The following is a 21406-nucleotide window of genomic DNA, read 5'->3' on the forward strand; positions in this document are numbered from 1 at the left end:
CCCGCTCCGCACCGCGGGTGACATGCGGTCACATGCGGCCGGATCGGAAGAACGCAAGTATTTTCTGGGCGGCGTCGGGCGACATCAGTGTTTCCTGCACGCGAGCGGACTGCCGGCCGGCGGCGCTGGTGCGTTCGAACATCTCGCGTTCGTATTCCTTGACAGCGGTGGGAAAGTCGTCCGGGTGCGCGGCCAGCGCGAGTCCGAGCAAGGCGCCGTCGAGCAGCGCCATGTTGGCGCCCTGCCCCACTGGGGGCATCAGGTGCGCGGCGTCGCCGAGCAGCGTGACACCTGGCCTCGACGGCCAGGTCAGGCCGACCGGGAGAGTGGTGATCGACCGCGGCGAAACCGTGTCGTCGCAGGCCGCGATGAGTGCGGTGAACCGGGCGTCACAGCCGGTGAACAGCTCGATCAGCCGCATCCGGGCGGCGGCCGGGTCGCCGAACGGGATCCCGCTGGTCGCGAACCAGTCCTCGGCGGTGCGGTAGAAGCTGAGGCCGATGCGTACGCGGCCGTCGCCGTTGCGCTGCGCCGCCAGGGACTGTCCGTCGCCGAGCACCCAGTAGTTGCCGCGCCCGACCATGGCCGCGAGATCGGGGTGGGTGCGGTCGATGTCGGGAATGCCGAGCTCAACGATGTTCTGGCCGGTGTGTGTCGGCCGGGCGTCGGTGAGCAGCGCGCGGACCCGGGAGTTCGCGCCGTCGGCGCCGACCAGCAGGTCATACGTCGCACTGCTGCCGTCGGCGAAGTGCAGCAGGCCATCGTCGGCGGAGGCGAACACGTGCCCCCAGCGCACCGCGTGTTCGGGGAGAGAGTCCAGCAGCAGGTTGCGCAGATCGGCACGGTCGACCTCGGGCCGATCGAGCGGGGCGTCGTCGGGCGTGTCCTCCTGGAGCAGCAGGGTGCCGTCCGGCTCGAGAAGACGCATGTCCTGTCCCGCACGACGGGCAATCGCGTGGAACTGGTCGATCAGGCCGGCCTCGCGCAGCGCCCGCTGCCCGGTCCCGGCGTCGGTGCGCCACCGGCCAGCGCGCTGGCGGCGGCCACGGTGTCCTCGGTGGCAGGTGTGCCGGCCGGCCATGGGCCGGCCGCGACGTTCGGCGAGCTTCTCCAGGCGACAGTGGCCCCAACCGGACAGGGGGCCAACGCCTGGGCCGAACGCGGCCCGCCGCGCCATCGGGCTGGGCCACGTCGCGGACGGGTTCATCCGGATCGCCGAGGTTCTGGGCCGCCGTTGAGGGCTGCCGGATGAGCTGGTCCCCTTCCGGGTGCGTGTGATGCGACCTCACGCTCCCGGAACGGGATCAGCACGGCCCGCTCATTCCGGCTTACGGGCCAGGAAGCTGGCAACCGGCCTCTTCAAGCCCTCGCCGGGCGCTTGTACCAACCGTGCGGTGACGGTGAACCCGGCCCGCTCCAGCAGCCCGGCGAGCCGGTCCGCGGGCAGCAGATGCGATGCGTAGGACACGGGGTGATCGCCGTAGGCTCGGGTCGGACGCAGCAACTCGTCGTTTCCCACATAGCCGGCCTGCATCAGATGGCCACCAGGCGCCAGGGTGCGGTGGAACTCGGCGAACACCACGGGCAGCAGCTCCGGTGGCGTGTGGTGAGTGGAGTAGTACGCCAGGATGCCGCCGAGCCGGTCGTCCTCGATCTCCAGCGCGGTCATCGACCCCACGGTGAACCGCAGGCCCGGATGAGCCTTCCGGGCCAGTTCGACCATCTTCGGCGACAGGTCGACGCCGAACGCCGGCACTCCCAGCCCGGCCAGGTGTGCCGTCACCTTGCCGGGCCCGCACCCCAGGTCCGCGACGGGGCCGCGCCCGGCGTTCCGCACGAGTTCGGCGAACGCGGCCAGCATGCCCCGCGACAGCGGATCCAACTCGGCGGGGTTCTTGACGCGTTCGGCGTAGGCCGCGGCGACAGTGTCGTAGGACTCCCGGACGGCGGCGAGGTAGGAGGGCTCGGTCACGCGGCGAATCTAGCCGGGGCCACCGACACAGGCGCGGCGGGGTGTGGACCATCCGGTCGGCTTCGGACCGGAGGAGCGGCCGTTTCCGGCGTATCCACGACGTCAGCGGGCGCGCCATCGCCCGCCGGCCGTCGCGGACCCCCTCTGAAGTTATCGCAGAGCGATGGCCTACTATCACATAACGATTCCCTGGCGGAAGACCGAGTGGTCGCATACGCCGATCAGCGAGGAACGGAGTGGTAGTGAGCACGGGCAGTGGGTGCCAAGGTGTGGGCCCGTCGCGGGTTTTCGCCGAGCAGTATCCGGTGGACCCGGTCGACGCGCTGGTGAGGGTGGCCGCCCCATGCCGCACGTGACCGTCGATTACTCCCCCCGGCTGGGCGGCGTCCTCGCCGGAACCTCCTTCGTGGCGGAACTGCATCAGCTGGTGCTCGATGTGAGCCGCTCCGAAGGGGTGTGCAAGGTGTTTCTCCGTGCCGCGGCCGAGACGTACATCGGGGGCGGCGAGGGCGACCGGCACACGGCGCTCGTGCACGTGGGGATCGGTCTGCTCCCCGGCCGCCCCGACAGCCTCAAGGGCCGGCTGTCCGAGAGGGTGCTGGCACTCCTCAGACGGTACCTGCCACTGGACCCCGGCGGCACCGGGACGGTGTGCACGGTCGAGGTACGGGACCTTTCCCCTTCCTACCGCCTTTCCCGGGAGGCACCTGCTGTGCCGCCCCACCGCGAAGAGCCGGGCAGACACCCCTCGGCAGCCTGCTGACCGACGACGGCGCTTCAGGCGACCGGTGAGGTCTTCTCCGCTCCGCTCCGCGGGTGGTCATCACGGGTTCGCCTGGCGCCGCCGGCCCGTACCGGGGCAATGACCAGGATCGCGAGGACGGGCCCGATGGCGAGGGTCACAAAGGCCGCGTCGAAGGAATCCGTCGCCGAGAAGACGGCACCGACCGCGAGCGGCACCAGGACGCTGCCGAGCTGCCAGATGGCGTTGGCGATCCCCGATGCCGTGCCGGTCACCGAGGACGGGACGAGTCGTGGCACCAGCGCGACGACCAGCGGCGTCCATCCGTAAGCCGCGGCGCCGAGCAGCGGTGAGAGCAGGATGAACGCGGTCGGCGTCGAGAGTTGGCCGAACCACATGAGAGCGAGGGCGAAGATGCCGAGGATGGCGATGGTCGGTATTTTGCGGGCGCCACCGCAAAAGCGGTCGGTGACATAGCCGATGACGGGCTTCGCCACCACGGCGCTGATGGCGAAGACCGAGACGACGAGCCCCGCGGTTCCGGGGGACATGTCGTGTCCCCTGATCATGAGGGCGTTGGCCCAGGTGATGAAACCGTACAGTCCCCAGAAGCCGCAGAAGCCGGTCACACAGACGAGCAAGTAGTCGCGGTTGCGGGCGATGCCGCCGAAATCGAGCCGGCCGCGCGAGCCGCTCCGCACGGCCCCGGTCGCTGGGTCCGTGTCCTTCTCGGCTCCTCCCGACACGGGTCTCGCGGTCATGGCGTCCGGTTGGTTGCGGACCAGCAGGAACAGCGGGACGGCCACCACTATGGAGAGCACTCCGAAGACGTGGTACGAGGTGCCCCATCCGTGCCAGGCGATCAACGCGGGGACGACGGCGTTCGCGATGGCTGTTCCGAGGGAGGTCGCGGTGGTGAAGATGCCCATCGGCAGCCCGAGACGATGGGACGGGAACCAGCTGGAGATGAGGCGCACGCCCGCCGAATAGTCGGCACCGGCGAAGAGACCGACAACGGCCTGGACGGCGATGCCGACCGTGGCGGAAGGAGTGGAACCGAAGACGGTCATGAAGACTCCGGCGCCGGTCAAGGAGGTGGTGAGAACGATGCGTGGCCCGTACCGGTCGACACCGAGGCCACCCAGCGCGTTGGAGATGACGTAGCCGATGTAGTAGGCGGTGGCGAACACGCCGAGGCCGGCGATCGGCACCCCCAGTCCGTCCCCGACGAAGACGGAGGCCGGACCCCAGGTGGAGCGGTCGATGGACGTGAGGGTGAAGGACAGCCAGCAGGCTATGAGGATCACCCAGCGGTAGGGCGAGGGCCGTGCGAGGGAGGCGTCGCGGGAGGCACTGGCGGTGGTACAGCCGGAGGAATGGGGCAGGTTCATCTTTGAACCTCCGCGGTCAGTGGTGCTGCGGTGGACTGGGCGCACACGAGGTCGTGCGATCGGCGCGCCGGTGGAGAGGGTGCTCCGGGCAGGGGCCCGACAGGACGGGCCGGGCCCCGCCGACCGGTTCGGTCAGAGGTCCAGGACGAGCCGGCGTGAGGCGCAGCCGCCGACGCAGATCATCATGGATGCGCTGACTTCACGCTCCCGCTCGTTCAGGATGCTGTCGGCGTGCGTCGGCTTACCGGCGAGGACCTTGGTCTCGCAGGTGCCGCAGAAGCCCTCTTCGCAGGAGGAGAGGACGTCGGGGCACACGGTGCGTACCGCGTCGAGAATGGATGTTCCGGGCTCGACGGTGACCGTGGCCCCGGTGCGGGCGAGTTCGACCTCGAAGGACTCGCTCTCGGCCGCGCCGGATACGTCCGGCGCGGTGTCCGGAGCTGTCCGTGCCGTCGGATCGGCGGTGAACTGCTCGGTGTACAGGGTGGTGCCGGTGTCCGTGCACAGCTTCCGCAGTGCTGTCAGGAGTCCGGCCGGCCCGCACGCGTACACCGCCGCACCGGACGGGGCCCGGGAGACGATGGAGGCCAGGTCGAGGGGCCGGCCCTCGACGAGCGAGATCTGGCCGCCGAGGCCGCGCACCTCGTGGGTGAACGCCATACTGGCCGCGCTGCGGCCGCCGTAGTGGAGTTCCCAGGAATCCCCGCGGCGGCTCGCCTCGCGGGCGAGGGCGAGGACCGGGGTGATCCCGATGCCGCCCGCGACGAGGACATGGTGCTCGGCGGAGCGCAACGGGAAGTGGTTGCGCGGACCGCGGATCGGGAGCGTGCGGCCGACGAACGCGGTGTCGTGGATCTCCGCGGAACCACCGCGCCCGTTTTCCTCCCGCAGCACGGCGACGGTGTAGGCAGCCGCGTCAGGGGCTCCGCACAGCGAGTACTGGCGCACCGTGCCCGAGGGCAGACGCACGTCGATGTGCGCGCCCGCTTCCCAGGAGGGCAGAGGGCGGCCGTCAGCCGCGGCGAGAGTGAGCGACACGACGCCCTCGGCCTCCAGCCGGACCTGGGTGACGACGGTATCGCGCCAGCTGTCCGTCGTCGCGGTCATGCCGTCACCTCCGCCACATCCCGGCTGCCGCCACGCAGGACCTGGAGCAGGTGCAGGACGGGCGGCATGTCCCGGACGATGACGACGGTGTCGGCGTACTCCCGCACCACGGCGGCGGCGGCATCCTCGTCCGCCCCGCTCCAGGCGAGACACGGCGTGACGACAACCGCACCGAGGAGGGTGCCGGTATCCCGGGCCGCGTGGCCCAGACGGATCACCGTGTCATGGTCGACGGCGGCCAGGTCCCGTACGAGCAGGGTGATGACGTCGGCACGCTCGAGGTACTCCTGCTCGTCGGCGAGTGGCGCTCCGTCGGCGACGGTGATCCCGGGGAGCTGGTCGATCAGGGCGGCGGCGGAGGTACGCGCCGCGGGGTCGAGAGGGACGAGCAGCACGTCGGCTTCGTAGGACCGCCGGGTCCAGGAGTTCGTCGGCATGGGCCACCTCTCCTTTCTTTCTTCCTTGGCTGAGCCTTCGCAGACGGTGCGAGAGGCAGCGTGGGGTGCGGAGGAGGTGCGTCAGATGGAGACGAAGTCTTCGCCGTCGCGGACCACCAGCGCGTCCGCGGCGCCCTCCTGGAACGGAACCGACTTCGGCACCAGCACCGAGGCGGAGCGGACGCGGTGGTGCGCGCCCTGGTCGCCAGGGACGGGGTCGCCCTTGGCCGCGGTCTCGGCGGCGGCGAGGAGGCGCCTGCGGGCGAGGATGATCGCGGCGTCGGAGGTGCCGAGGCGTTCCTTGGTGCGATCGACGATGGCGCCCATGCTCTCCTGGAGGGAGAAGTCCTGGGCGGCGATGCCCTCGACACCGGAGAAGGACTTCTTCTCCTTCTGCGCCTGGCGGTCGATCAGGTAGTCGTTGGAGGCGTTGGCGAGGGTGTCGTACGTGCCTGGGATGTACTTGGCGTGGATGCCCTCGCCGTTGCGCATCGCGGTGAGTTCCGCCTCGGTGAGGTCGCGGGTGGGGTGGTAGTTGATGGACCAGGCCCAGCAGGTCTCGTCGTCGATGGGGACCCAGGCGTGGGCGCCGAGCGGGTTGTGCGTGCCGAACGGCGGGATGATCGTGTACCAGGGCATGATCCACTGCGTGATGCGCCAGTAGTACTGCTCGTCCTCCGCGTTGCGCCGGGCGCCGATGAGGAGCCCGCCGTCGGACTCGACCACCTCGAACTTCGGCCGGGTGTCGGCCTTCAGGTAGGCGAGACCGGCGGTGCCGGCGTGCATCGGGTCGTCGTCCATGTTGAAGCGGTGGGCGAAGGAGACGTGGCTGGAGTCGATACCGCCCTCCATCGCCTGCATGAAGTTGGTCATCTGGCGGCGCTTGGAGACGAACACCCTGCTCGCCGGCAGGCCCGCCCACTCCAGGTCCGGGAGCTCGGGCTTGAGTTCGGCGGGGCCCATGTAGGTCCAGATGACACCGCCCCGCTCGACGCACGGGTAGGCAGGCTGCTTGATCTTCTCGCACATGCGGCTCTCCGGCGGCTCGGAGGGCATGTCGACGCAGTTGCCCGCCACGTCGTACTTCCAGCCGTGGTAGGCGCAGCGCAGTCCGCCCTCCTCGTTGCGGCCGAAGAAGAGGGAGGCGGTGCGGTGGCTGCACAGCTCGTCCAGGAGGCCGACCCGCCCCTCGGTGTCGCGGAAGGCGATGAGCCGTTCACCCAGCAGCTTGACGCGCACCGGCGGGCAGTCCGGCTCGGGCAGCTCCTGCGCGAGAAGGGCCGGGATCCAGTAGCGGCGGAGCAGGGTGCCCATCTCGGTGCCGCGGTCGGTGCGGACAAGCCGCTCGTTCTGTTCTCGGGTCAGCATGATGAGGCTCCTCAGGTGTACGAGTGAGATGCGCGTGCGGCGGTGAAGCGGGGCCGCACGGCCGTGGGAGTGATGTCCTGTGTCGGTCAGTGCGCGTGGGGGCGCACCACGACGTGCGGGGTCTCGGGGCCGGTGCCGGCGGCGAGGTGGCCGAGCATGGCGCCGGTTCCCTCCAGCGTGGTGTCGGCCGAGGGGACGAGCTGGAGGCGGGACGTTCCGTCGGCCAGGGAGGTGAGCGCGGTGGCGATCGCCTCGGGGCGTCGGCCGCGGACCGCGGTGACGGTGAGGTTGCGCCGGGTCATGGCGGTGGTGTCGACGGGGACGTGGGCGGGGTTCTTGGGGGTGGTGAGAACGAGCCTGCCGCCTTGCCCCAGGAGATCGACGGCGACGGCGATGACGTGTGGCGCGGGTCCGACGGTGTCGACCACGACGTCGGCGGGATCGGACCCGAGCACCCGCTGGATGCTCGCGGCGAGTTCGTCGCCGGAGTCAGCGGTGACGGTGTGCGCGCCGAGCAGCTCGGCGATGTCCAGCCGCGGGCGGTCCCGGCTCAGTCCCGCGACGACCACGTGCGCTCCGGCCCAGCGGGCAGCCGCGGTGACGGCCAGCCCGTGGTAACCGGGGCCGAGCACGATGACACGGTCCCCCTTGGTCACGTCACCCGCCCGGACCGTCCAGTCGAGAGCGTTGGCGTAGGGAAGCACCCAGGCGGCGAGTTCGTCGGACAGGCCGCCGGGCAGTGGGTGCAGCACCGCGTTGGGCGGCAGCAGCAGGTACTCGGCGTTGCCACCGTAGAGCCCGGGTTCCTCGCCGGCGGGGATGGTTCCTATGCGCCGGCCACCTCCCCACAGATCGGTGTCGGGGCACAGCCGGTACGTGCCTGCCAGGCAGGCCCGGCAGGTTCCGCACGGCAGGTACTCCTCCACCACCACGCGCTGCCCCACCGTCCCCGACCATCGGCGCGGGCCGGGCTCGTCGGCGACAGCCGCGATCGTGCCGGCGACGTGGTGGCCCAGGACGGTGGGGGCCGCAAGACCCTGTGCGTAGAGGTTGACGTCGGTGCCGCAGATCCCGGAGGACGCGACGCGCAGCCAGCCCTCACCGGGCCGCGCGGACCTCGTCGGCATGCGGCGTACCTCGCTGCGCGCTCCGGGGAGGGCCACGCTGGCGCGCGCCGAGTCCGGTACCGCTGCGGCGGATGCGTCGCCCACAACTTCCTCCTTATTATCACTATGCGATACATGAATATCGCTTAGCGATTCGATACGGGAGGGGCTGCACGCAGCCCCGTCAACAGGTGCGAAACGGCTGTTCAACGTGCCCACAGCTGGCAGACCAGCAGCGCGTTCAGGCTGGTGATGACCACGGCGATGAGCACCAGGACCGCTGTGAACGTCCGGGAGTTGGCGAACTCCCCCATGAGGCACCGATCGCGCGCCGCTGCGATCAGCGGCACCAGCGCGCAGGGGATGCCGAAACTCAGGACCACCTGGCTCGCGTTCAACACCGTGGTGCCGTCGATCCCCAGGCCGAGAACCGCCACAGACGGTGCCATGGTGATCAGGCGTCGGAGCAGCAAGGGAATGCCGAGCCGTACGAATCCGGACATCACCACCTGCCCGGCATAGGTACCGACAGCGGATGAGGAGATCCCGGAGGCCAGCAGCGCGACGGCGAAGACCAGGGCGGCCGTGCCCCCAAGCCCGTGCGCCAGCGCCGCGTGGACCCCTTCGAGAGAAGACCCGTCTCCGCCCGAGGCGTCGTGGAGCACCGCGGCGGCCACCATCAGCATCGCCGCGTTCACCAGGCCGGCCAGCCCGAGGCCGGCCGGCACGGACCAGCGTGCGCCACGCAGCATGCCGACGCACTCGGCGCGGCTGCGCGCGACAGCGCCCCTGGCCGTCAGCGCCGAATGCAGATACACCGCATGGGGCATGACGGTCGCGCCGACGATTCCCACCGCGAGGAAGAGCCGCTCTCCGCCGGGGACAGCCGGTACCAGTCCCGAGACGACCTCCCAGGGGGCCGGACCCGAACGCAGCAACTGATAGCCGAATCCGCCGACGACCAGCAGCAGGAGCGCGGTGACAGCACGCTCGAAGGGCCTGCTCCCCCACGCCTGCAACCCCAGCACGGCGAAGGCCGCCACGGCCGTGATGAGTCCGGCCGGGAACAGCGGCACTCCGAACAGCAGACGCAGTCCCAACGCGGCGCCGATGAACTCGGCCAAGTCGGTCGCCATGGCGACGAGTTCCGCCTGTGCCCACAGTGGCCACCGGACCCAGGACCGGTACCGGCCGGCGCACACCTCCGGCAGCGACTTGCCGGTGACCACGCCGAGCTTGGCCGCGCAGTACTGCACCGGCATCGCCATCAGACCGGCCGCCACCACCACCCACATCAGTTGGTACCCGAACCGCGCCCCGGCGCCGAAGTTCGTGGCGAAGTTGCCGGGATCGACGTAGGCGGTCGCCGCCACGAGCGCCGGTCCGAGAACCCCGAGGACAACACCCCGCGAGAGATCCGCCCGCGGCGTCGAGGGCGTGATATCCCGCTCCGGCGCCTGCTCGGTACTGAGGGCCACAGGGACACACCTCCGGAAATGTGCGAGGGAAGAGAGCGAATGGCGTGACGCCCTCGCTCCCCCCTCTAGCCGACGGGCAGATGGATGTGCTTGGTCTCCGTGAACTGCGCGACACCGTCGATGCCCCGGACCCGGCCCAGCCCCGAGGACTTCACGCCGCCACCCGGCGCGTCGGGGTACGACGTGTTCCATCCGTTGACCCAGACGGTTCCGGCCTCCAGCCGTGCGGCAACCCGCAGGGCGCGTCCGGGGTCACCGGTCCACACCGCGGCGACGAGGCCGTAGCACGTCACGTTGGCACGTGTGACGGCGTCTTCCTCGTTGTCGAAGGGCTCGATGGTCAGCACCGGGCCGAAGACGTCGGTGTGGATGATCGCCGCGTCGCGGTCGGGGTCGTCGACGATGGCCGGCGTCACCGCATGCCCGGCGATCCCGTCGGGATGGACGAGTTCCCCGCCGCTGACACCTGCCTGCCCTCGCACACCATCGATGTGCCCCATGACCGATGCGGCGTGAGCGGGCGAGACGAGGGGGCCGATCTCGGTGGCATCCTTCGCGGGATCACCGAGCCGCATGGCCCGGAGGGTATCCCGGACCGCGCCGACCGCCTCACGGTGCACGGAACGGTGGACCAACAGCCGTGAGCAGGCCATGCACATCTGCCCCGCGGTGATGACGGCCGCTCGGGCCAGCTTCGGCAGGGCGGAGTCGAGGTCGGCGTCGGGCAGGACGACTGCGGCGTTCTTGCCTCCGAGTTCGAGCAGCGGCCGCAGCATACGGTCCGCCGTCGACCTCAGGACGGCCTCGCCCACCTTGGTGGAGCCGGTGAATGCCACGGCCCGCATGCGGGGATCGTGGAGCAGGTGCTGCGCGACCGCCACATCGCCTAGACCACCTGCACCACGTCCTCGGGCAGACCGGCACGGCGGCCGAGCCTCAGTACGCGTGTGGTGACGTGGCTGGTCTGCGGGGAGGGCTTGACGATGCACGTCACACCGGCCGCGAGAGCGGGGGCGAGGTCACGGAGGAGGAGCAGCACGGGCCAGTTCCACGGGACCAGGAAGAGGCTCGGTCCGACCGGTTCGCGCACCACGTGGCTGACGCTGCCGTCAGGCAGGCTGCCGGCTGTGCCGAGGTGGATACGGGTCAGGCCCGCGTTGTACTCCAGGGCGTCCGCGGCAGCGGCCACCTCGGCCCGCGCCTCGGTGATCGGCTTGCCCGTCTCCGCGACGAGATCCGCACTCAGCTCCCCGGCGTCGGCCCGTAGCGCCTCCGCCCAGTCGCGCATGACGCGCGAGCGTCGTCTGGGGTCCGCGGCCCAGGTCCGAAGGCCCGCCGCGGCCGATGACGCCACGGCGTCCAGTTCGTCCGCGGTCGTGGGCTGGATCTCCGGGAGAGGGGCCAAGGTGGTGGGGTTGAGCGGCCGGATGAGGGCATCCCAGCCGGCTCCGTCCTCCCTCGAAGCGTCCTGCGTCGCGGCCTGCGATATCCGCTGTGCCGCGGTCACAGGTTGAAGACCTTCCGGGCGTTGCCACCGAGGATGTTCAGCTTCGCCTGCTCATCGAGGAAGGGGATGCCCATGATGCGACCGGGGACGTCGAAGTCCCAGTGCGGCCAGTCCGAGGAGTAGAGCAGGGTGTCCTTGGCGTTCATGGCGTTGAAGGTGGATTCCAGCAGCGCCATGTCCGTGATCTCGATGGGCTGCGAGGTGTAGTACATCTGCCGCATGTAGTCGCTGGGGAGCCGGCGCAGCAGGGGCGCCTCGGACTGCCGCATCAGGTACTCGTGGTCCAGGCGCTGCATCATGAACGGGAGCCAGGCGAGCCCGCTCTCGATCCAGATGGTCTTCAGGCGGGGGAACCGTTCCGGGATGCCGTTGACGATCCAGTTGGTCAGGTGCGTCATGTTGCAGGTGACGAACGACATGGCGTGGACGGACAGGAACCGGTTCATCGTGGAGGTCATGGAGTCCTCCCACGTCGGGCCGGCGTGGAAGCCGATGGGCAGGCCCCGCTCCTCCAGCTCGGCGTACAGCGGCATGTACTCGTTGCGGTGCACGCCCGCGTGCCGTTGACTGGTCACGAGGAAGCCCAGGACGTCCGGGTGGTCACCGAACTCGCGGATGGTTTCCAGGGACGCCTGCGGGTCCTCGAAGGGAAGACCGAGCATGGTCTTGATCCTGGGGTCCTTCGGCAGGACGTTCTCGACGAACCACCGGTTGTAGGCCTTCATCAGCTGCACGGCGATCCCCTTCTCGGGGTGCAGTCCGATCTCCAGCATCGGCTGGGGGAAGACCACCTGGATGTCGATGCTCATCGCGTCCATCGCCCGGCACACCAGCTCGACATCACGGGCGTCGCCCGTGTCCGGTACCGACTCCGCGAGACCCGACTGGTGCGGAATGCGCGCACCGGCGTCCTGGAGGGCAAGCCCGGCCTTGTAGTTGCTCAGGGCTAGCTGCCCCGCCTGCGGGCGGTGGATCATCATCTGTTGGGCGATGTCGCGCAGGACGGGGTCCTCGACGTAGGAGATGATGTCCTTCCAGGAGTTCAGCTCCGCGTGGTGCGAGTCGACATCGCAGATGAAGACCTTGTCGAGCCCGTAGCGATCGGTGTCGCGGCGGGCGTTGGCCAGGATGTCCGCCGTGTGCGTGCGGGTGGTGATTTCCTGCGTGGGAAGTGGCTTGGGCTGGTGGGTCGTGGTCATGGTCTGCTCCTTTTCCATAGAGCGGCTCAGCGGGAGCGGGAGAACCACAGGGCGAGGTCGAACGGGTTCAGGTCCCGGGCCCGCAGCAGCGCGCACGCCAGCTCGACGGCCTCGGTGGGGTTCACATCGGAGCGGAGCGGCTCATCGACTCGGGCGCCGGTCGCCTCGGCGTGGGCCGTGAAGAGACGGGCCGCGGCGGTGACCAGACTGCGGACGGCATCGGCCGGCACCTCGGCCGGCTCCTGCGGCGTCCGGCCGTTCAGCAGGGCATCGACCTGGGCTTCCAGTTCGGTTGCCTGACGGGCGAGCTCGGCGCCCTTGGTGAGCTCAGAGAGCGACATGGATGTCGCCCCCTTCCTCACGGACGCCGAAGCCGCGCAGGCGGATGGACGGCACGCCGGCGTGTTCGCCGGTCGTGAGCCGGTATTCGAAGCCGTGCCACGGACAGACGATGTGGGGGTCGTCCTTGTCGAAGGCCAGACCGGCGCTGCGGCCTCCTTCTTCGATCCGCTCCCGCACTCCGTCGACCATGCGCCCCTGACAGGCGGGTCCGCCCTGGTGCGGGCAGAGGTTCTCGTACGCGTAGAGCTTTCCTCTGAAGCGGAACAGGCCGATCTGCACGTCGTTGCCGAGCTCGATCACCTGCCGTCCGCCCTCCGCGACATCGTCGCTGCGGGCGACCAGGGTCCACGCTTCCCTGGACTTCTCGGTGTTCACGGTCATGCGCTCTCCTGACGATGAGGGGAAGGGACAGCTCCGGGCTCGCGGTGAACGCCCGAGCACCGATGACGAGCGGCGCACCTCGGGCGGGTCCGGACAGGAACGGGCAGGGAGCGGTGCGACGGGAGCGGCCCGTGCCGTCCGCTTGGCACTCCCGAGAGCCTCCGTATTATCGCAGAGTGATTGCAGTGCTCTCGCTGTGCGATTTCGAACAGTAGGGTGGGGCCCGGTTCAAAGTCAACGGGTCGAGCAGGCCGAAATACCGTCACCATGAGCACGAAGGACAACAGCTCGCCCGCTTCACATCGCCCTGAGATAATGAAATTATCGCTATGCGATCGGGTTACAGTAGGGCGTGACGTGGAAGTCGATGGGGAAGGAAGAGCGCATTGGCAGCCTCCAAGGCGGGCGCGGACAGTGGGCGCAGGGCACTTGAGCTCCTGTTCGCCTTCACGGAACAGCGCCCGGTGGCCTCGGTCCGGCAACTCGCCGAGGACCTGGGGATCCCCGTCCCCACGGCGCACCGCTACGTGGCACTGCTGCGCGACATGGGTCTGATCGAAGAACGCGAACGCGGCCAATACCACCTGACCATGCGCGTGGCCGCGCTCAGCCGAGCCGCTCGCCAGGCCACCCCTCTGGTCCACATCGCCGAGCCGTACATGCGTGAACTGTCCGAGCAGATCGAAGAGACCGTGCTGCTCGTCCGCATGGTCCACGGCCTGCCGGTGTGCATTCACCGGGTGGAGACCCTGCGGCCGTTCCGTCTGTCCTTCGAAACCGGGCAGAACATGCCCCCGCTCCGCGGCGCCAGCGTCCGCCTCCTGATCGGCAGCCTCCCGGAGACGGAACGCGAGCGCTACGTCGACCAGGCCCTCGCCACCGGAACCCCACCGCCGGTGCACGGTCGCGAGACGTTCCTCGACGAGATCCGGCGCGCCGTCGAACAGGGCTGGGACGTCAGCCAGGAAGAAATCGACGAGGGCGTATGGGCCGCCTCCGCCCCGATCAAGGAAGGCACGCTCACCAGGGCCGCGCTCTCCGCGCCGTGCCCGGCCTTCCGCCTCGACGACGCCCGCCGCGCGGCCGTTCTCGACCAGGTCCGTAAAGCAGCCGATCGCATCTCTCAGGCCCTCACCAGCTGATCCACCGGTGTCCCCACGCCGGGCCAGACCGCGAGAACCGGGTGCGCGTACCCCCGCGGGACGCGCACCCGGCCCTTCCGCGCCCGCACCGGCCGCTGCGCACTCCTCGTTGCTGGACGTCGCATGGCGACTCGTCCTCATCGGCGCCGGATGCGGCCTGCTCAGCTGGCCATGCTGCCGCCTGGCGTGTTGGGAACGATCCCGAGCACCCGGTCCGGCAGCGAGCGGCGAACTGGTGGTCACCCAGCCGCCGGGCGACTCCCCGCTCCGGTGCGTCCGGTCGATGCCCAGGGTGTCCAGCAGTCCGAGCAGGGTGCTCCAGGTACGTGGGCAGATGTCGCGGGCTTCGGCATCATGGCGGCCCATTCGCTCCGGTGAGGACGAGCGGTGGCCTGGCCCGGAGCCCGCGCGGCTCCGGGCCACGCCCGTGCGGACCGTTCCGGGCGCGGGTCCCGCCTGACGGGACCGCCGGCTGTCAGGCGGTCACCTTGGCGAGGAAGGCGGCGACGTTCGCCGCCGTCCGCTGGATCTTCTCCTCCAGGGTGAGCGACTCCTGGGGGCGGGCGCCGACGCCCGCGTCCTTCTTGCCGCGCACATACAGCGAACAGGCGAGGTCGCTACAGATGTAGGCGCCGACCGAGTTGCCCTGCTGCCGGGCCTTCCCCGCCTTCGGCGCGACCATCAAGGAGACGCCGCCCGTGTGGGCGGTCAGGCACATCGAGCACATGCTGCGCCGCGCCTGCCAGGAGGCGGGGCCGGGGCAGCGCAGCGTGAGGGCGACCGGGCGGCCGTCCAGTGCGGTGACGAGGTAGGCGCGGTCGTGGGCCTGAGGGTCCCGCCAGCCGAGGTAGTCCAGGTCGTCCCAGGGCCGGTCGGCCAGGTCACGCGGGACGGACAGGCGCTTCGCCTCGCCCTTGGTGCAGTTCACGAACGCGGCACGGATCTCTTGTTCGGTCAGCGGCTTCATAAACGGCAGGCTAATTTGCCTAAAGGTATTAGGCAAATGCATAATGGGCTCCACCGAACGAGAGGAAGGGTATGGCACGGGTGGGACTGACCGCGGAACGCCTGACCCGGGCGGGTGCGGAACTGGCCGACGAGGTCGGCTTCGACCAGGTGACCGTCTCGGCGCTGGCCAGGCGGTTCGACGTCAAGGTCGCGAGCTTCTACTCGCATCTGAAGAACTCCCAGGACCTCAAGACCAGGATCGCCCTGCTCGCCTTGGAGGAGCTCGCCGACCGGGCCGCCGACGCCCTGGCCGGGCGGGCCGGCAAGGACGCCCTGATCGCCTTCGGATGCGTCTACCGGGACTACGCCCGGGAGCATCCCGGCCGCTATGCCGCGGCCCAGTTCAGGCTCGACCCGGAAACGGCGGCGGTCAGTGCCGGTGGCCGGCACTCCCAGATGACGCGGGCGATCCTGCGCGGCTACGACCTGACGGAGCCGGACCAGACACATGCGGTCCGGCTGCTGGGCAGCGTCTTCCACGGCTACGTCAGCCTGGAGATGGCCGGCGGGTTCAGCCACAGCGCCCCCGACAGCGGGGAAAGCTGGTCGCGGACCCTGGACGCCCTCGACGCCCTGCTGCGGAACTGGCCCGCACCCTGACCCTGGCCCACCAGCTCCAGGCCGTCGGCCCCGCGCCGCGTCCGGACCATCCCTGCGTACCTCTCATCTCCCATCTCTCTACAGGCGGGACCATGCACACCACCGAGCACCACTGGATCACCACGCCCATCACCGCCGACATCCTTCGGGGCGCCCTCGACCTGGAGCGCACCGCGCACGGACTGCTGCCGCACCGGCTGCCCGCCTGGGCGCGCGCCCAGTGCGCCGACGGGCAGCTCGCCATGGCGGAGGCCCAGCCGTCCGGCGTACGGCTGGTCTTCCGGACCCGGGCCACCGCCGTCGAACTGGACACGCTGCCCACCAAGCGGGTCTACGTGGGCGCCCCGCCCCGCCCGGACGGCGTCTACGACCTGCTGATCGATGGCCGTCTGACCGCCCAGTCCACGGTGACCGGCGGCAACGCCCTGACCATCGACCTGGCCACCGGCAGCGCCGAGCACCACTCCGGCCCGGCCGGCACCCTCCGCTTCGCCGACCTGCCCGAGGGCGTCAAGGACGTCGAGATCTGGCTGCCGCACAACGAGACCACCGAACTCCTCGCCCTGCGCACCGACGCTCCGGTCGAGCCCGTACCGGACCGGGGCCGCAAGGTGTGGCTGCACCACGGCAGTTCGATCAGCCATGGCTCCGACGCCGCGAGCCCCACCGCCATCTGGCCCGCGCTCGCCGCCTCCCTCGGCGGCGTCGAACTGATCAACCTCGGCCTGGGCGGCAGCGCCCTGCTCGACCCGTTCACCGCACGGACGATGCGGGACACCCCCGCCGACCTGATCAGCATCAAGATCGGCATCAATCTGGTCAACGCCGACCTGATGCGGCTGCGCGCCTTCGGCCCGGCGGTGCACGGCTTCCTCGACACGATCCGCGAGGGGCATCCCACCACACCGCTGCTGGTCGTCTCCCCCATCCTGTGCCCCATCCACGAGAACACGCCCGGCCCCGCGGCCTTCGACGTCAGCGCGCTCGGCACCGGAAAGCTGCGGTTCCTGGCCACCGGCGACCCCGCCGAGCGCGCCGCCGGAAAGCTGACGCTGGGCGTCATCCGGGATGAGCTGTCCCGGATCGTCAAGCAGCGGGCGGCCGACGACCCCCACCTCCACTACCTCGACGGCCGCGACCTCTACGGCGAGGCCGACGCCGCCGAGCTGCCGCTGCCCGACGATATCCACCCGGACGCGGCCACCCACCGCCGTATCGGGGAACGCTTCGCCACGCTGGCCTTCGCCGCCGATGGCCCGTTCGCGGACCACAGGGCCTGACGCGGGCTCCATCCGGTACAGCCGGGCTCCGTCCGGTACAACGGGAAGGAACGAGGAGGAGCGTCGACACCCGTGCGAGGGAGGGCCGCGATGACGCCCGATGTGTGGGTGCGGGTCAACAGCGCGACGTTCGGCGGCCGCATGGTGCGCGCCGACACCATCGAGCAGGTCAGATGGGACAGGAAGACACCCCAGCACCTGATCCTGACCCTCCACAGCGGTGAAGAGGTCCGCCAGGACGTACGGGCCGGCGCGCCGGTCGACGACATGGACGACACCGAGGGCCCCGATCTCGCCGAGCGGCTGGTGAGCGCGATCGCGCGGGCCTCGGACCGGCCCGGTGGCCACATGCTGGAGCTGAGGCCCGATGAGAGCGCCGAAGGCGTGAGGTGGCTCCGGACCCCGCTGGTGGACAAGCCGTGGGCGGGGTGAGCCGGGGTCTCCCCCGGGCGGACCGCGCCCGCGTCACCGCGCCGTCAGGACCTACCCTGGTGGCCGTGCACATCTGCTTTGTCTGTAGCGGGAACATCTGCCGGTCGCCGTCCGCCGTCCTGGTCTTCGCCGAGCGTCTGCGCGGGGCGGGGCTCGACGGTGCGGTACGGGTCAGCAGCGCCGGCATCGGCCCCTGGCACGTCGGCGAACCCATCGACGAACGGGCCGGCGAGCTGCTGGCACGGCACGGCTACCCCATCGAGCACATCGCGGCCCAGATCGGTGCCGAGCACGGGGACGCCGATCTGTTCCTGGCGATGGACCGCGGCCACGAGAAGGCGCTGCGCCGGCTGGTCGAGGACCCGTCCCGGGTCAGAATGCTGCGGTCCTTCGACCCGGATGCCACCGGCGACCTGGACGTCCCCGACCCGTACTACGGCGGTCCGGAGGGGTTCGACGAGGTGCTGGCCATGATCGAAGCCTCCGTGCCCGGCCTGCTGGCCTGGGTGCGCGAGCGCCTGGGCGCATGAGGGCCCGTTCCGTGGCCGGGGCCGGTGAGGACCCGGGCGCCGCGGCGGCTCGCCTCACCGGCCGTCGGGTGACCGGCCGGCGTCCGACCTCCGGGCTGCTCACCGAGGTCACGCTGGACGGCGGGCAGACGGTGATGGTCAAGCGCGGTGACGACCCGGACGCGGTGCGGGCCGAAGCGGCGGGCCTGCGCTGGCTGGCCGACGCCGGCACGGTCCGCGTTCCGGCGGTGCACGGCCACGACCGGCACTGGCTGGTCACCGACCAGGTCCCAGCCGGCCGGCCGGACGCCCGGACGGCGGCCCGGTTCGGCCGCGACCTGGCCGCCCTGCACGCCGTCGGCGCGCCCGCGTTCGGCGCACCGCCGCCCGACGGCCCCACGGACGCGTACATCGGGCTCGCTCCGATGCGCAATGTCACGGGCACCGACTGGCCGCGCTGGTATGCCGACCACCGGGTGCTGCCCTATCTGCGCCGCGCCGTCGACGACGGCACGGTGCGCCACGGCGAGGCCGAGGTGATCGAGCGTGCCTGCGAGCGGCTGCCGGAGCTGGCCGGTCCCGCCGAGCCGCCCGCCCGGCTGCACGGCGACCTGTGGAACGGCAACGTCCTGTGGGGTGCCGACGGGCAGGCCTGGCTGATCGACCCGGCCGCGCACGGTGGCCACCGGGAGACCGATCTGGCGATGCTCCACCTGTTCGGCTGCCCACATCTGGAACAGGTGCTGGCCGGCTACCAGGAGGTGGCGCCGCTCGCCGGGGGCTGGGCCGACCGCGTCGGGCTGCATCAGCTCTTCCCCCTGCTGGTGCACACCGTGCTGTTCGGCCGCGGCTACGCCGAGCAGGCGCTCACGGTGGCCCGGGAGGCCCTGGGGAAGTGACCCGGCGCCCGGCTGTGGTCAGTCCGGGGCTTGCGCCAGTTCCTCGTGCAGTCCCTCCAGGGCGGTGTGGTCGTCGTCCGTGCCGGTGTGCGGGGCGGCGAACCAGCGCGCGTACGCGGCGATCTCGGAGAGACGCCAGTCGAGGGCGAACAACTCGACCATGGCCGGGTCGGGGCGCAGGCGATCGGCCGCGCCGGCCGCGATCAGGTCGGCGTAGTCCCGCTCAGGTGGCGCGAGGGCCAGCGATTCCCAGTCGACCAGCTTCAGCCCGTACGCGCCCACGACCTGGTTGGCGTGGTGCGGCTCGCCGTGGGTCGGCACCCACAGCTCCCGGCGGGTGCGGGCGAGGTCCGCGAGCCGGAGGTAGCGGTCCGTCCAGCGCGTGATCGCGGCGTCGTGTGCGGCGATCGCGGTCCGCGCCCGCTCCGCCAGCGGGCCCGAGGTCCAGGGCCGGGCGGTGCGGGCCCGCAGCTGCCCGGCGAATCCGGGGCCGACCTGGGGAGTCCAGTGCCGCAGCCCGGGTGGTGGTGCGGCGCGGTGCAGTGCGGCCAGGGCGGCTTCGACCGCGCGCAGGTGCCGGGGCTCGCCCGCCTCCGCCTCGGTGGGGCTCCGTCCCTCCAGCCATGGCGTCACGCTGAGCGCACCGGCCCCGACGCCGACGGTGAACCGGCCGGAGGACCGGGCGGGCAACGGCGCGCACACCGTCTCCATACCGGCGGCCGCCAGTGCCGCCGCCCCGGCGTAGGCGGCCTCCAGCGTCGCCTCGGTGTGCCGGGGCCGCAGCTGGTCCAGCGTCACGAACAAGGTCGTACCGCCACCGGTCACCCGCCAGTGGTGTGCGCCGAAGCCCCAGGGCAGGTAGTCGGCCTCGGTGGCGTCCGGCAGCCAATGCGTGGCGACGGCGTGCGCGATCGCTTCGTCACCGATGAAGGAGGGTCGGGAGAGCACGGGGTCCGATCGTAGGCAGCACGGGGGCCGCCGTCACCTGGATTTCGCTCCGCTGCGGCCACGCAGGGCGAAGTCCGCCCTGATGACCGCACCGGACCGCAGCAGCCGCTGGTGGACCACCGGCTCCCGGGCGGAGGACGAGGCCACGATGGTGAGGTATCCCTCGGGCAGACCGGTCACGGCGTATTCGCCCCGCTCGTTCGTCGTGGTGCGGACCAGCTGCCGGCCGCCGGTGTCCATGACGGTCACCGCGGCGTGGCGGACCGGCCGCCGCTCGGCGTCGTGGACGGTGCCCCTCAGCATCGGCACGGGCTCGCCGAAGTGGTGGCGGTGGATCGGAAGCGCGGTGGGCGTCGGCACCTCCAGGGAGGGGTCGTCCACCGGGGGCTCCGCCACGTCCTCCGGCTCGTCCTCCGCGTCCCGTCGCGCGGCCCGGCGGGACCGCAGCCACGCGTCCAGGCCCAGCAGGGCGACACCTGCCGCGATCCACGCGCACAGCACGAGGACCGGTCCCAGCACCCCCGCCCCGTCGAAGTACAGGATGCCGCGCAGGGCGTCCACCGCGTTGGCGAGGGGCATCACGGCGTGCACCCACTGGAAGGGGGTGGGCAGCAGCGGGGCGGGGGCCACACCGCCGCTGGTGGGGATGGACGCCACGATGAACAGGCCCATGCCCAGGGCGGGGAAGAACTGTTTGGCGAACGGCGCCAGACCGGAGGCGAACGTGGCCACCGCGGTGGTGAGCAGAAAGGCGACGCCCAAGGCCCCGGGGGCGAAGGGGAGGTAGCCCAGCCCCACGCCGACGAGGAAGCCGACGACGCTGAGCAGAGCGGCGGCGCCCGCGATCGTCAGCAGCTTCCTGCGCCGGTTGAAGGTCACCGCACGCAGCAGGGTGGTCGCGAGGAGGTAACCGGGGACGCTCCAGGCGATGCCGAAGTAGACCAGGGTCGTGCCCATCAGGTCCTTGCCGACCGTGGGGGCCACGTCCTCGACCTCGAGCCGCCGGCCGCCGTCGGCGTCGAGTGCGGTGAACGCCTTGACCAGCGCCTGTTCGAGGGACATGCCGTTGGCCTTGGCCACGTACAGCACGGGGTGCCGGCCGCCACCGGCGAAGCCGGCCACGGCCTCCCGGTCCAGCACCGACCGCCGTGCTTCCTGGCCGTCGGCCACGGCGGTGACGTCGAACCCGCCGGGGTGCTGCCGCCGCAAGGCGGCGTCGACCCGCGCCGCCGACGCCGGGCCGGCCACCACCACCTTCGCGTGGTGCGGCTGGGGCGCGTGCAGAGCCGGGGCGAAACAGAACAGAAAGCCGAGGAAGAGGGCCACGGGGAACCACAGGATCTCGGCCAGGGTGCGGACCAGGGAGGTGCCACGGGAGCGCTCGATCCGTGTCGTCGCGGGTCCACCCGGTACGGCCGTCCGCGTGGCCTGTGCCACCGTTTCTCGCACTGGTCCCCTTCCCTTGGCCACGCTCCGGGCGCATGACAATATCCATGTAATTTACATGCATCTGGATCGCGGCCCGCCACCCCGTCCCACCAGCGCAAAGAGGCGGATG

The 21406-nt window shown here is 70.9% G+C and carries 23 protein-coding genes; 7 read left to right on the top strand and 16 right to left on the bottom strand.

Annotated elements, in window-relative coordinates; all coding sequences use genetic code 11:
* Positions 1–28: 28 nt before the first annotated feature.
* Complete coding sequence (locus tag N6H00_RS01930; protein WP_268969751.1) at positions 29–1081, bottom strand: FAD-dependent oxidoreductase; 1053 nt, start codon at positions 1079–1081, stop codon at positions 29–31.
* Positions 1082–1318: 237 nt separating this feature from the next.
* Positions 1319–1972 (bottom strand): class I SAM-dependent methyltransferase, encoded by a 654-nt coding sequence (locus N6H00_RS01935; RefSeq protein WP_268969752.1) that lies wholly within the window; start codon positions 1970–1972, stop codon positions 1319–1321.
* Between the two features lie 343 nt (positions 1973–2315).
* Between N6H00_RS01935 and N6H00_RS01940 the strand changes: the two genes are divergently transcribed.
* The gene (locus N6H00_RS01940; protein ID WP_268969753.1) at positions 2316–2735 is read left to right on the top strand and encodes a 5-carboxymethyl-2-hydroxymuconate Delta-isomerase; all 420 of its coding nucleotides are present in this window, start codon (positions 2316–2318) and stop codon (positions 2733–2735) included.
* Positions 2736–2749: 14 nt separating this feature from the next.
* On the opposite strand, the gene N6H00_RS01945 is transcribed toward N6H00_RS01940, so the two are convergent.
* The 11 genes from N6H00_RS01945 to N6H00_RS01995 all read right to left on the bottom strand — a co-directional run bounded on the left by N6H00_RS01945 (position 2750) and on the right by N6H00_RS01995 (position 13030).
* Positions 2750–4105, bottom strand: a complete 1356-nt coding sequence (locus N6H00_RS01945; RefSeq protein ID WP_268969754.1) for an MFS transporter — start codon at positions 4103–4105, stop codon at positions 2750–2752.
* 132 nt (positions 4106–4237) lie between these two features.
* Positions 4238–5212, bottom strand: coding sequence for a PDR/VanB family oxidoreductase (locus N6H00_RS01950; protein WP_268969755.1), 975 nt, complete (start codon positions 5210–5212; stop codon positions 4238–4240).
* Entirely contained in the window at positions 5209–5649 is a 441-nt protein-coding gene (locus N6H00_RS01955) for a hypothetical protein (RefSeq protein WP_268969756.1), read from the bottom strand. The genes N6H00_RS01950 and N6H00_RS01955 overlap by 4 nt, the downstream gene beginning before the upstream one ends.
* An 81-nt stretch (positions 5650–5730) precedes the next feature.
* Positions 5731–7017 carry a Rieske 2Fe-2S domain-containing protein gene (locus tag N6H00_RS01960; protein ID WP_268969757.1) on the bottom strand — a complete coding sequence of 429 codons (1287 nt, stop codon included), beginning with the start codon at positions 7015–7017 and terminating at the stop codon, positions 5731–5733.
* A gap of 86 nt (positions 7018–7103) precedes the next feature.
* Positions 7104–8144 carry a zinc-dependent alcohol dehydrogenase gene (locus N6H00_RS01965; protein WP_268969758.1) on the bottom strand — a complete coding sequence of 347 codons (1041 nt, stop codon included), beginning with the start codon at positions 8142–8144 and terminating at the stop codon, positions 7104–7106.
* A gap of 185 nt (positions 8145–8329) precedes the next feature.
* Entirely contained in the window at positions 8330–9601 is a 1272-nt protein-coding gene (locus N6H00_RS01970; protein WP_268969759.1) for an Nramp family divalent metal transporter, read from the bottom strand.
* A gap of 65 nt (positions 9602–9666) precedes the next feature.
* Positions 9667–10590, bottom strand: coding sequence for an aldehyde dehydrogenase family protein (locus tag N6H00_RS01975; protein WP_329618495.1), 924 nt, complete (start codon positions 10588–10590; stop codon positions 9667–9669).
* Positions 10488–11108 carry an aldehyde dehydrogenase family protein gene (locus N6H00_RS01980; protein ID WP_268969761.1) on the bottom strand — a complete coding sequence of 207 codons (621 nt, stop codon included), beginning with the start codon at positions 11106–11108 and terminating at the stop codon, positions 10488–10490. The genes N6H00_RS01975 and N6H00_RS01980 overlap by 103 nt, the downstream gene beginning before the upstream one ends.
* Positions 11105–12307 (bottom strand): amidohydrolase family protein, encoded by a 1203-nt coding sequence (locus N6H00_RS01985; protein WP_268969762.1) that lies wholly within the window; start codon positions 12305–12307, stop codon positions 11105–11107. The genes N6H00_RS01980 and N6H00_RS01985 overlap by 4 nt, the downstream gene beginning before the upstream one ends.
* 26 nt (positions 12308–12333) lie before the next feature.
* The gene (locus tag N6H00_RS01990; protein ID WP_268969763.1) at positions 12334–12648 is read right to left on the bottom strand and encodes a hypothetical protein; all 315 of its coding nucleotides are present in this window, start codon (positions 12646–12648) and stop codon (positions 12334–12336) included.
* On the bottom strand, positions 12635–13030 hold the full coding sequence (locus N6H00_RS01995; protein WP_268969764.1) for a Rieske (2Fe-2S) protein: 396 nt from the start codon (positions 13028–13030) through the stop codon (positions 12635–12637). Before N6H00_RS01995 ends, N6H00_RS01990 begins: the two co-directional genes overlap by 14 nt.
* A gap of 386 nt (positions 13031–13416) precedes the next feature.
* On the opposite strand from N6H00_RS01995, the gene N6H00_RS02000 reads away from it, so the two are divergent.
* A complete protein-coding gene (locus tag N6H00_RS02000) occupies positions 13417–14172 on the top strand; it encodes an IclR family transcriptional regulator (protein ID WP_268969765.1) in 756 nt (251 codons plus the stop codon).
* Between the two features lie 475 nt (positions 14173–14647).
* Here the strand turns inward: N6H00_RS02000 and N6H00_RS02005 are convergent, their stop codons facing one another.
* A complete protein-coding gene (locus tag N6H00_RS02005; RefSeq protein ID WP_268969766.1) occupies positions 14648–15139 on the bottom strand; it encodes an FBP domain-containing protein in 492 nt (163 codons plus the stop codon).
* Positions 15140–15210: 71 nt separating this feature from the next.
* Between N6H00_RS02005 and N6H00_RS02010 the strand changes: the two genes are divergently transcribed.
* The 5 genes from N6H00_RS02010 to N6H00_RS02030 all read left to right on the top strand — a co-directional run bounded on the left by N6H00_RS02010 (position 15211) and on the right by N6H00_RS02030 (position 18900).
* On the top strand, positions 15211–15780 hold the full coding sequence (locus N6H00_RS02010; RefSeq protein ID WP_268969767.1) for a TetR/AcrR family transcriptional regulator: 570 nt from the start codon (positions 15211–15213) through the stop codon (positions 15778–15780).
* A gap of 92 nt (positions 15781–15872) precedes the next feature.
* Positions 15873–17060 (top strand): GDSL-type esterase/lipase family protein, encoded by a 1188-nt coding sequence (locus N6H00_RS02015; protein ID WP_268969768.1) that lies wholly within the window; start codon positions 15873–15875, stop codon positions 17058–17060.
* Between the two features lie 90 nt (positions 17061–17150).
* On the top strand, positions 17151–17492 hold the full coding sequence (locus tag N6H00_RS02020; protein ID WP_268969769.1) for a hypothetical protein: 342 nt from the start codon (positions 17151–17153) through the stop codon (positions 17490–17492).
* A 65-nt stretch (positions 17493–17557) separates the two neighbouring features.
* Complete coding sequence (locus N6H00_RS02025) at positions 17558–18022, top strand: low molecular weight protein-tyrosine-phosphatase (protein ID WP_268969770.1); 465 nt, start codon at positions 17558–17560, stop codon at positions 18020–18022.
* Entirely contained in the window at positions 18019–18900 is an 882-nt protein-coding gene (locus tag N6H00_RS02030; RefSeq protein ID WP_268969771.1) for a fructosamine kinase family protein, read from the top strand. Before N6H00_RS02025 ends, N6H00_RS02030 begins: the two co-directional genes overlap by 4 nt.
* 18 nt (positions 18901–18918) lie before the next feature.
* Here N6H00_RS02030 and N6H00_RS02035 read toward each other — a convergent pair whose 3' ends face one another.
* Both N6H00_RS02035 and N6H00_RS02040 read right to left on the bottom strand, forming a co-directional pair.
* Positions 18919–19848 (bottom strand): phosphotransferase family protein, encoded by a 930-nt coding sequence (locus N6H00_RS02035; RefSeq protein ID WP_268969772.1) that lies wholly within the window; start codon positions 19846–19848, stop codon positions 18919–18921.
* A 33-nt stretch (positions 19849–19881) separates the two neighbouring features.
* On the bottom strand, positions 19882–21297 hold the full coding sequence (locus tag N6H00_RS02040; protein WP_268969773.1) for a carboxypeptidase regulatory-like domain-containing protein: 1416 nt from the start codon (positions 21295–21297) through the stop codon (positions 19882–19884).
* Positions 21298–21406: the final 109 nt, after the last annotated feature.

It is taken from the genome of Streptomyces sp. S465, assembly GCF_026898115.1.
In the GTDB taxonomy this organism is placed as follows: domain Bacteria; phylum Actinomycetota; class Actinomycetes; order Streptomycetales; family Streptomycetaceae; genus Streptomyces; species Streptomyces luomodiensis.

What these genes read in the sequence shown, in the direction of transcription:
- N6H00_RS01930 (WP_268969751.1), bottom strand. Translation starts at nt 1,081, where the DNA reads ATGGCCGGCCGGCACACCTGCCACCGAGGACACCGTGGCCGCCGCCAG.
- N6H00_RS01940 (WP_268969753.1), top strand. Translation starts at nt 2,316, where the DNA reads ATGCCGCACGTGACCGTCGATTACTCCCCCCGGCTGGGCGGCGTCCTC.
- N6H00_RS01945 (WP_268969754.1), bottom strand. Translation starts at nt 4,105, where the DNA reads ATGAACCTGCCCCATTCCTCCGGCTGTACCACCGCCAGTGCCTCCCGC.
- N6H00_RS01950 (WP_268969755.1), bottom strand. Translation starts at nt 5,212, where the DNA reads ATGACCGCGACGACGGACAGCTGGCGCGATACCGTCGTCACCCAGGTC.
- N6H00_RS01955 (WP_268969756.1), bottom strand. Translation starts at nt 5,649, where the DNA reads ATGCCGACGAACTCCTGGACCCGGCGGTCCTACGAAGCCGACGTGCTG.
- N6H00_RS01960 (WP_268969757.1), bottom strand. Translation starts at nt 7,017, where the DNA reads ATGCTGACCCGAGAACAGAACGAGCGGCTTGTCCGCACCGACCGCGGC.
- N6H00_RS01965 (WP_268969758.1), bottom strand. Translation starts at nt 8,144, where the DNA reads ATGCCGACGAGGTCCGCGCGGCCCGGTGAGGGCTGGCTGCGCGTCGCG.
- N6H00_RS01985 (WP_268969762.1), bottom strand. Translation starts at nt 12,307, where the DNA reads ATGACCACGACCCACCAGCCCAAGCCACTTCCCACGCAGGAAATCACC.
- N6H00_RS01990 (WP_268969763.1), bottom strand. Translation starts at nt 12,648, where the DNA reads ATGTCGCTCTCTGAGCTCACCAAGGGCGCCGAGCTCGCCCGTCAGGCA.
- N6H00_RS01995 (WP_268969764.1), bottom strand. Translation starts at nt 13,030, where the DNA reads ATGACCGTGAACACCGAGAAGTCCAGGGAAGCGTGGACCCTGGTCGCC.
- N6H00_RS02005 (WP_268969766.1), bottom strand. Translation starts at nt 15,139, where the DNA reads ATGAAGCCGCTGACCGAACAAGAGATCCGTGCCGCGTTCGTGAACTGC.
- N6H00_RS02010 (WP_268969767.1), top strand. Translation starts at nt 15,211, where the DNA reads ATGGCACGGGTGGGACTGACCGCGGAACGCCTGACCCGGGCGGGTGCG.
- N6H00_RS02015 (WP_268969768.1), top strand. Translation starts at nt 15,873, where the DNA reads ATGCACACCACCGAGCACCACTGGATCACCACGCCCATCACCGCCGAC.
- N6H00_RS02020 (WP_268969769.1), top strand. Translation starts at nt 17,151, where the DNA reads ATGACGCCCGATGTGTGGGTGCGGGTCAACAGCGCGACGTTCGGCGGC.
- N6H00_RS02030 (WP_268969771.1), top strand. Translation starts at nt 18,019, where the DNA reads ATGAGGGCCCGTTCCGTGGCCGGGGCCGGTGAGGACCCGGGCGCCGCG.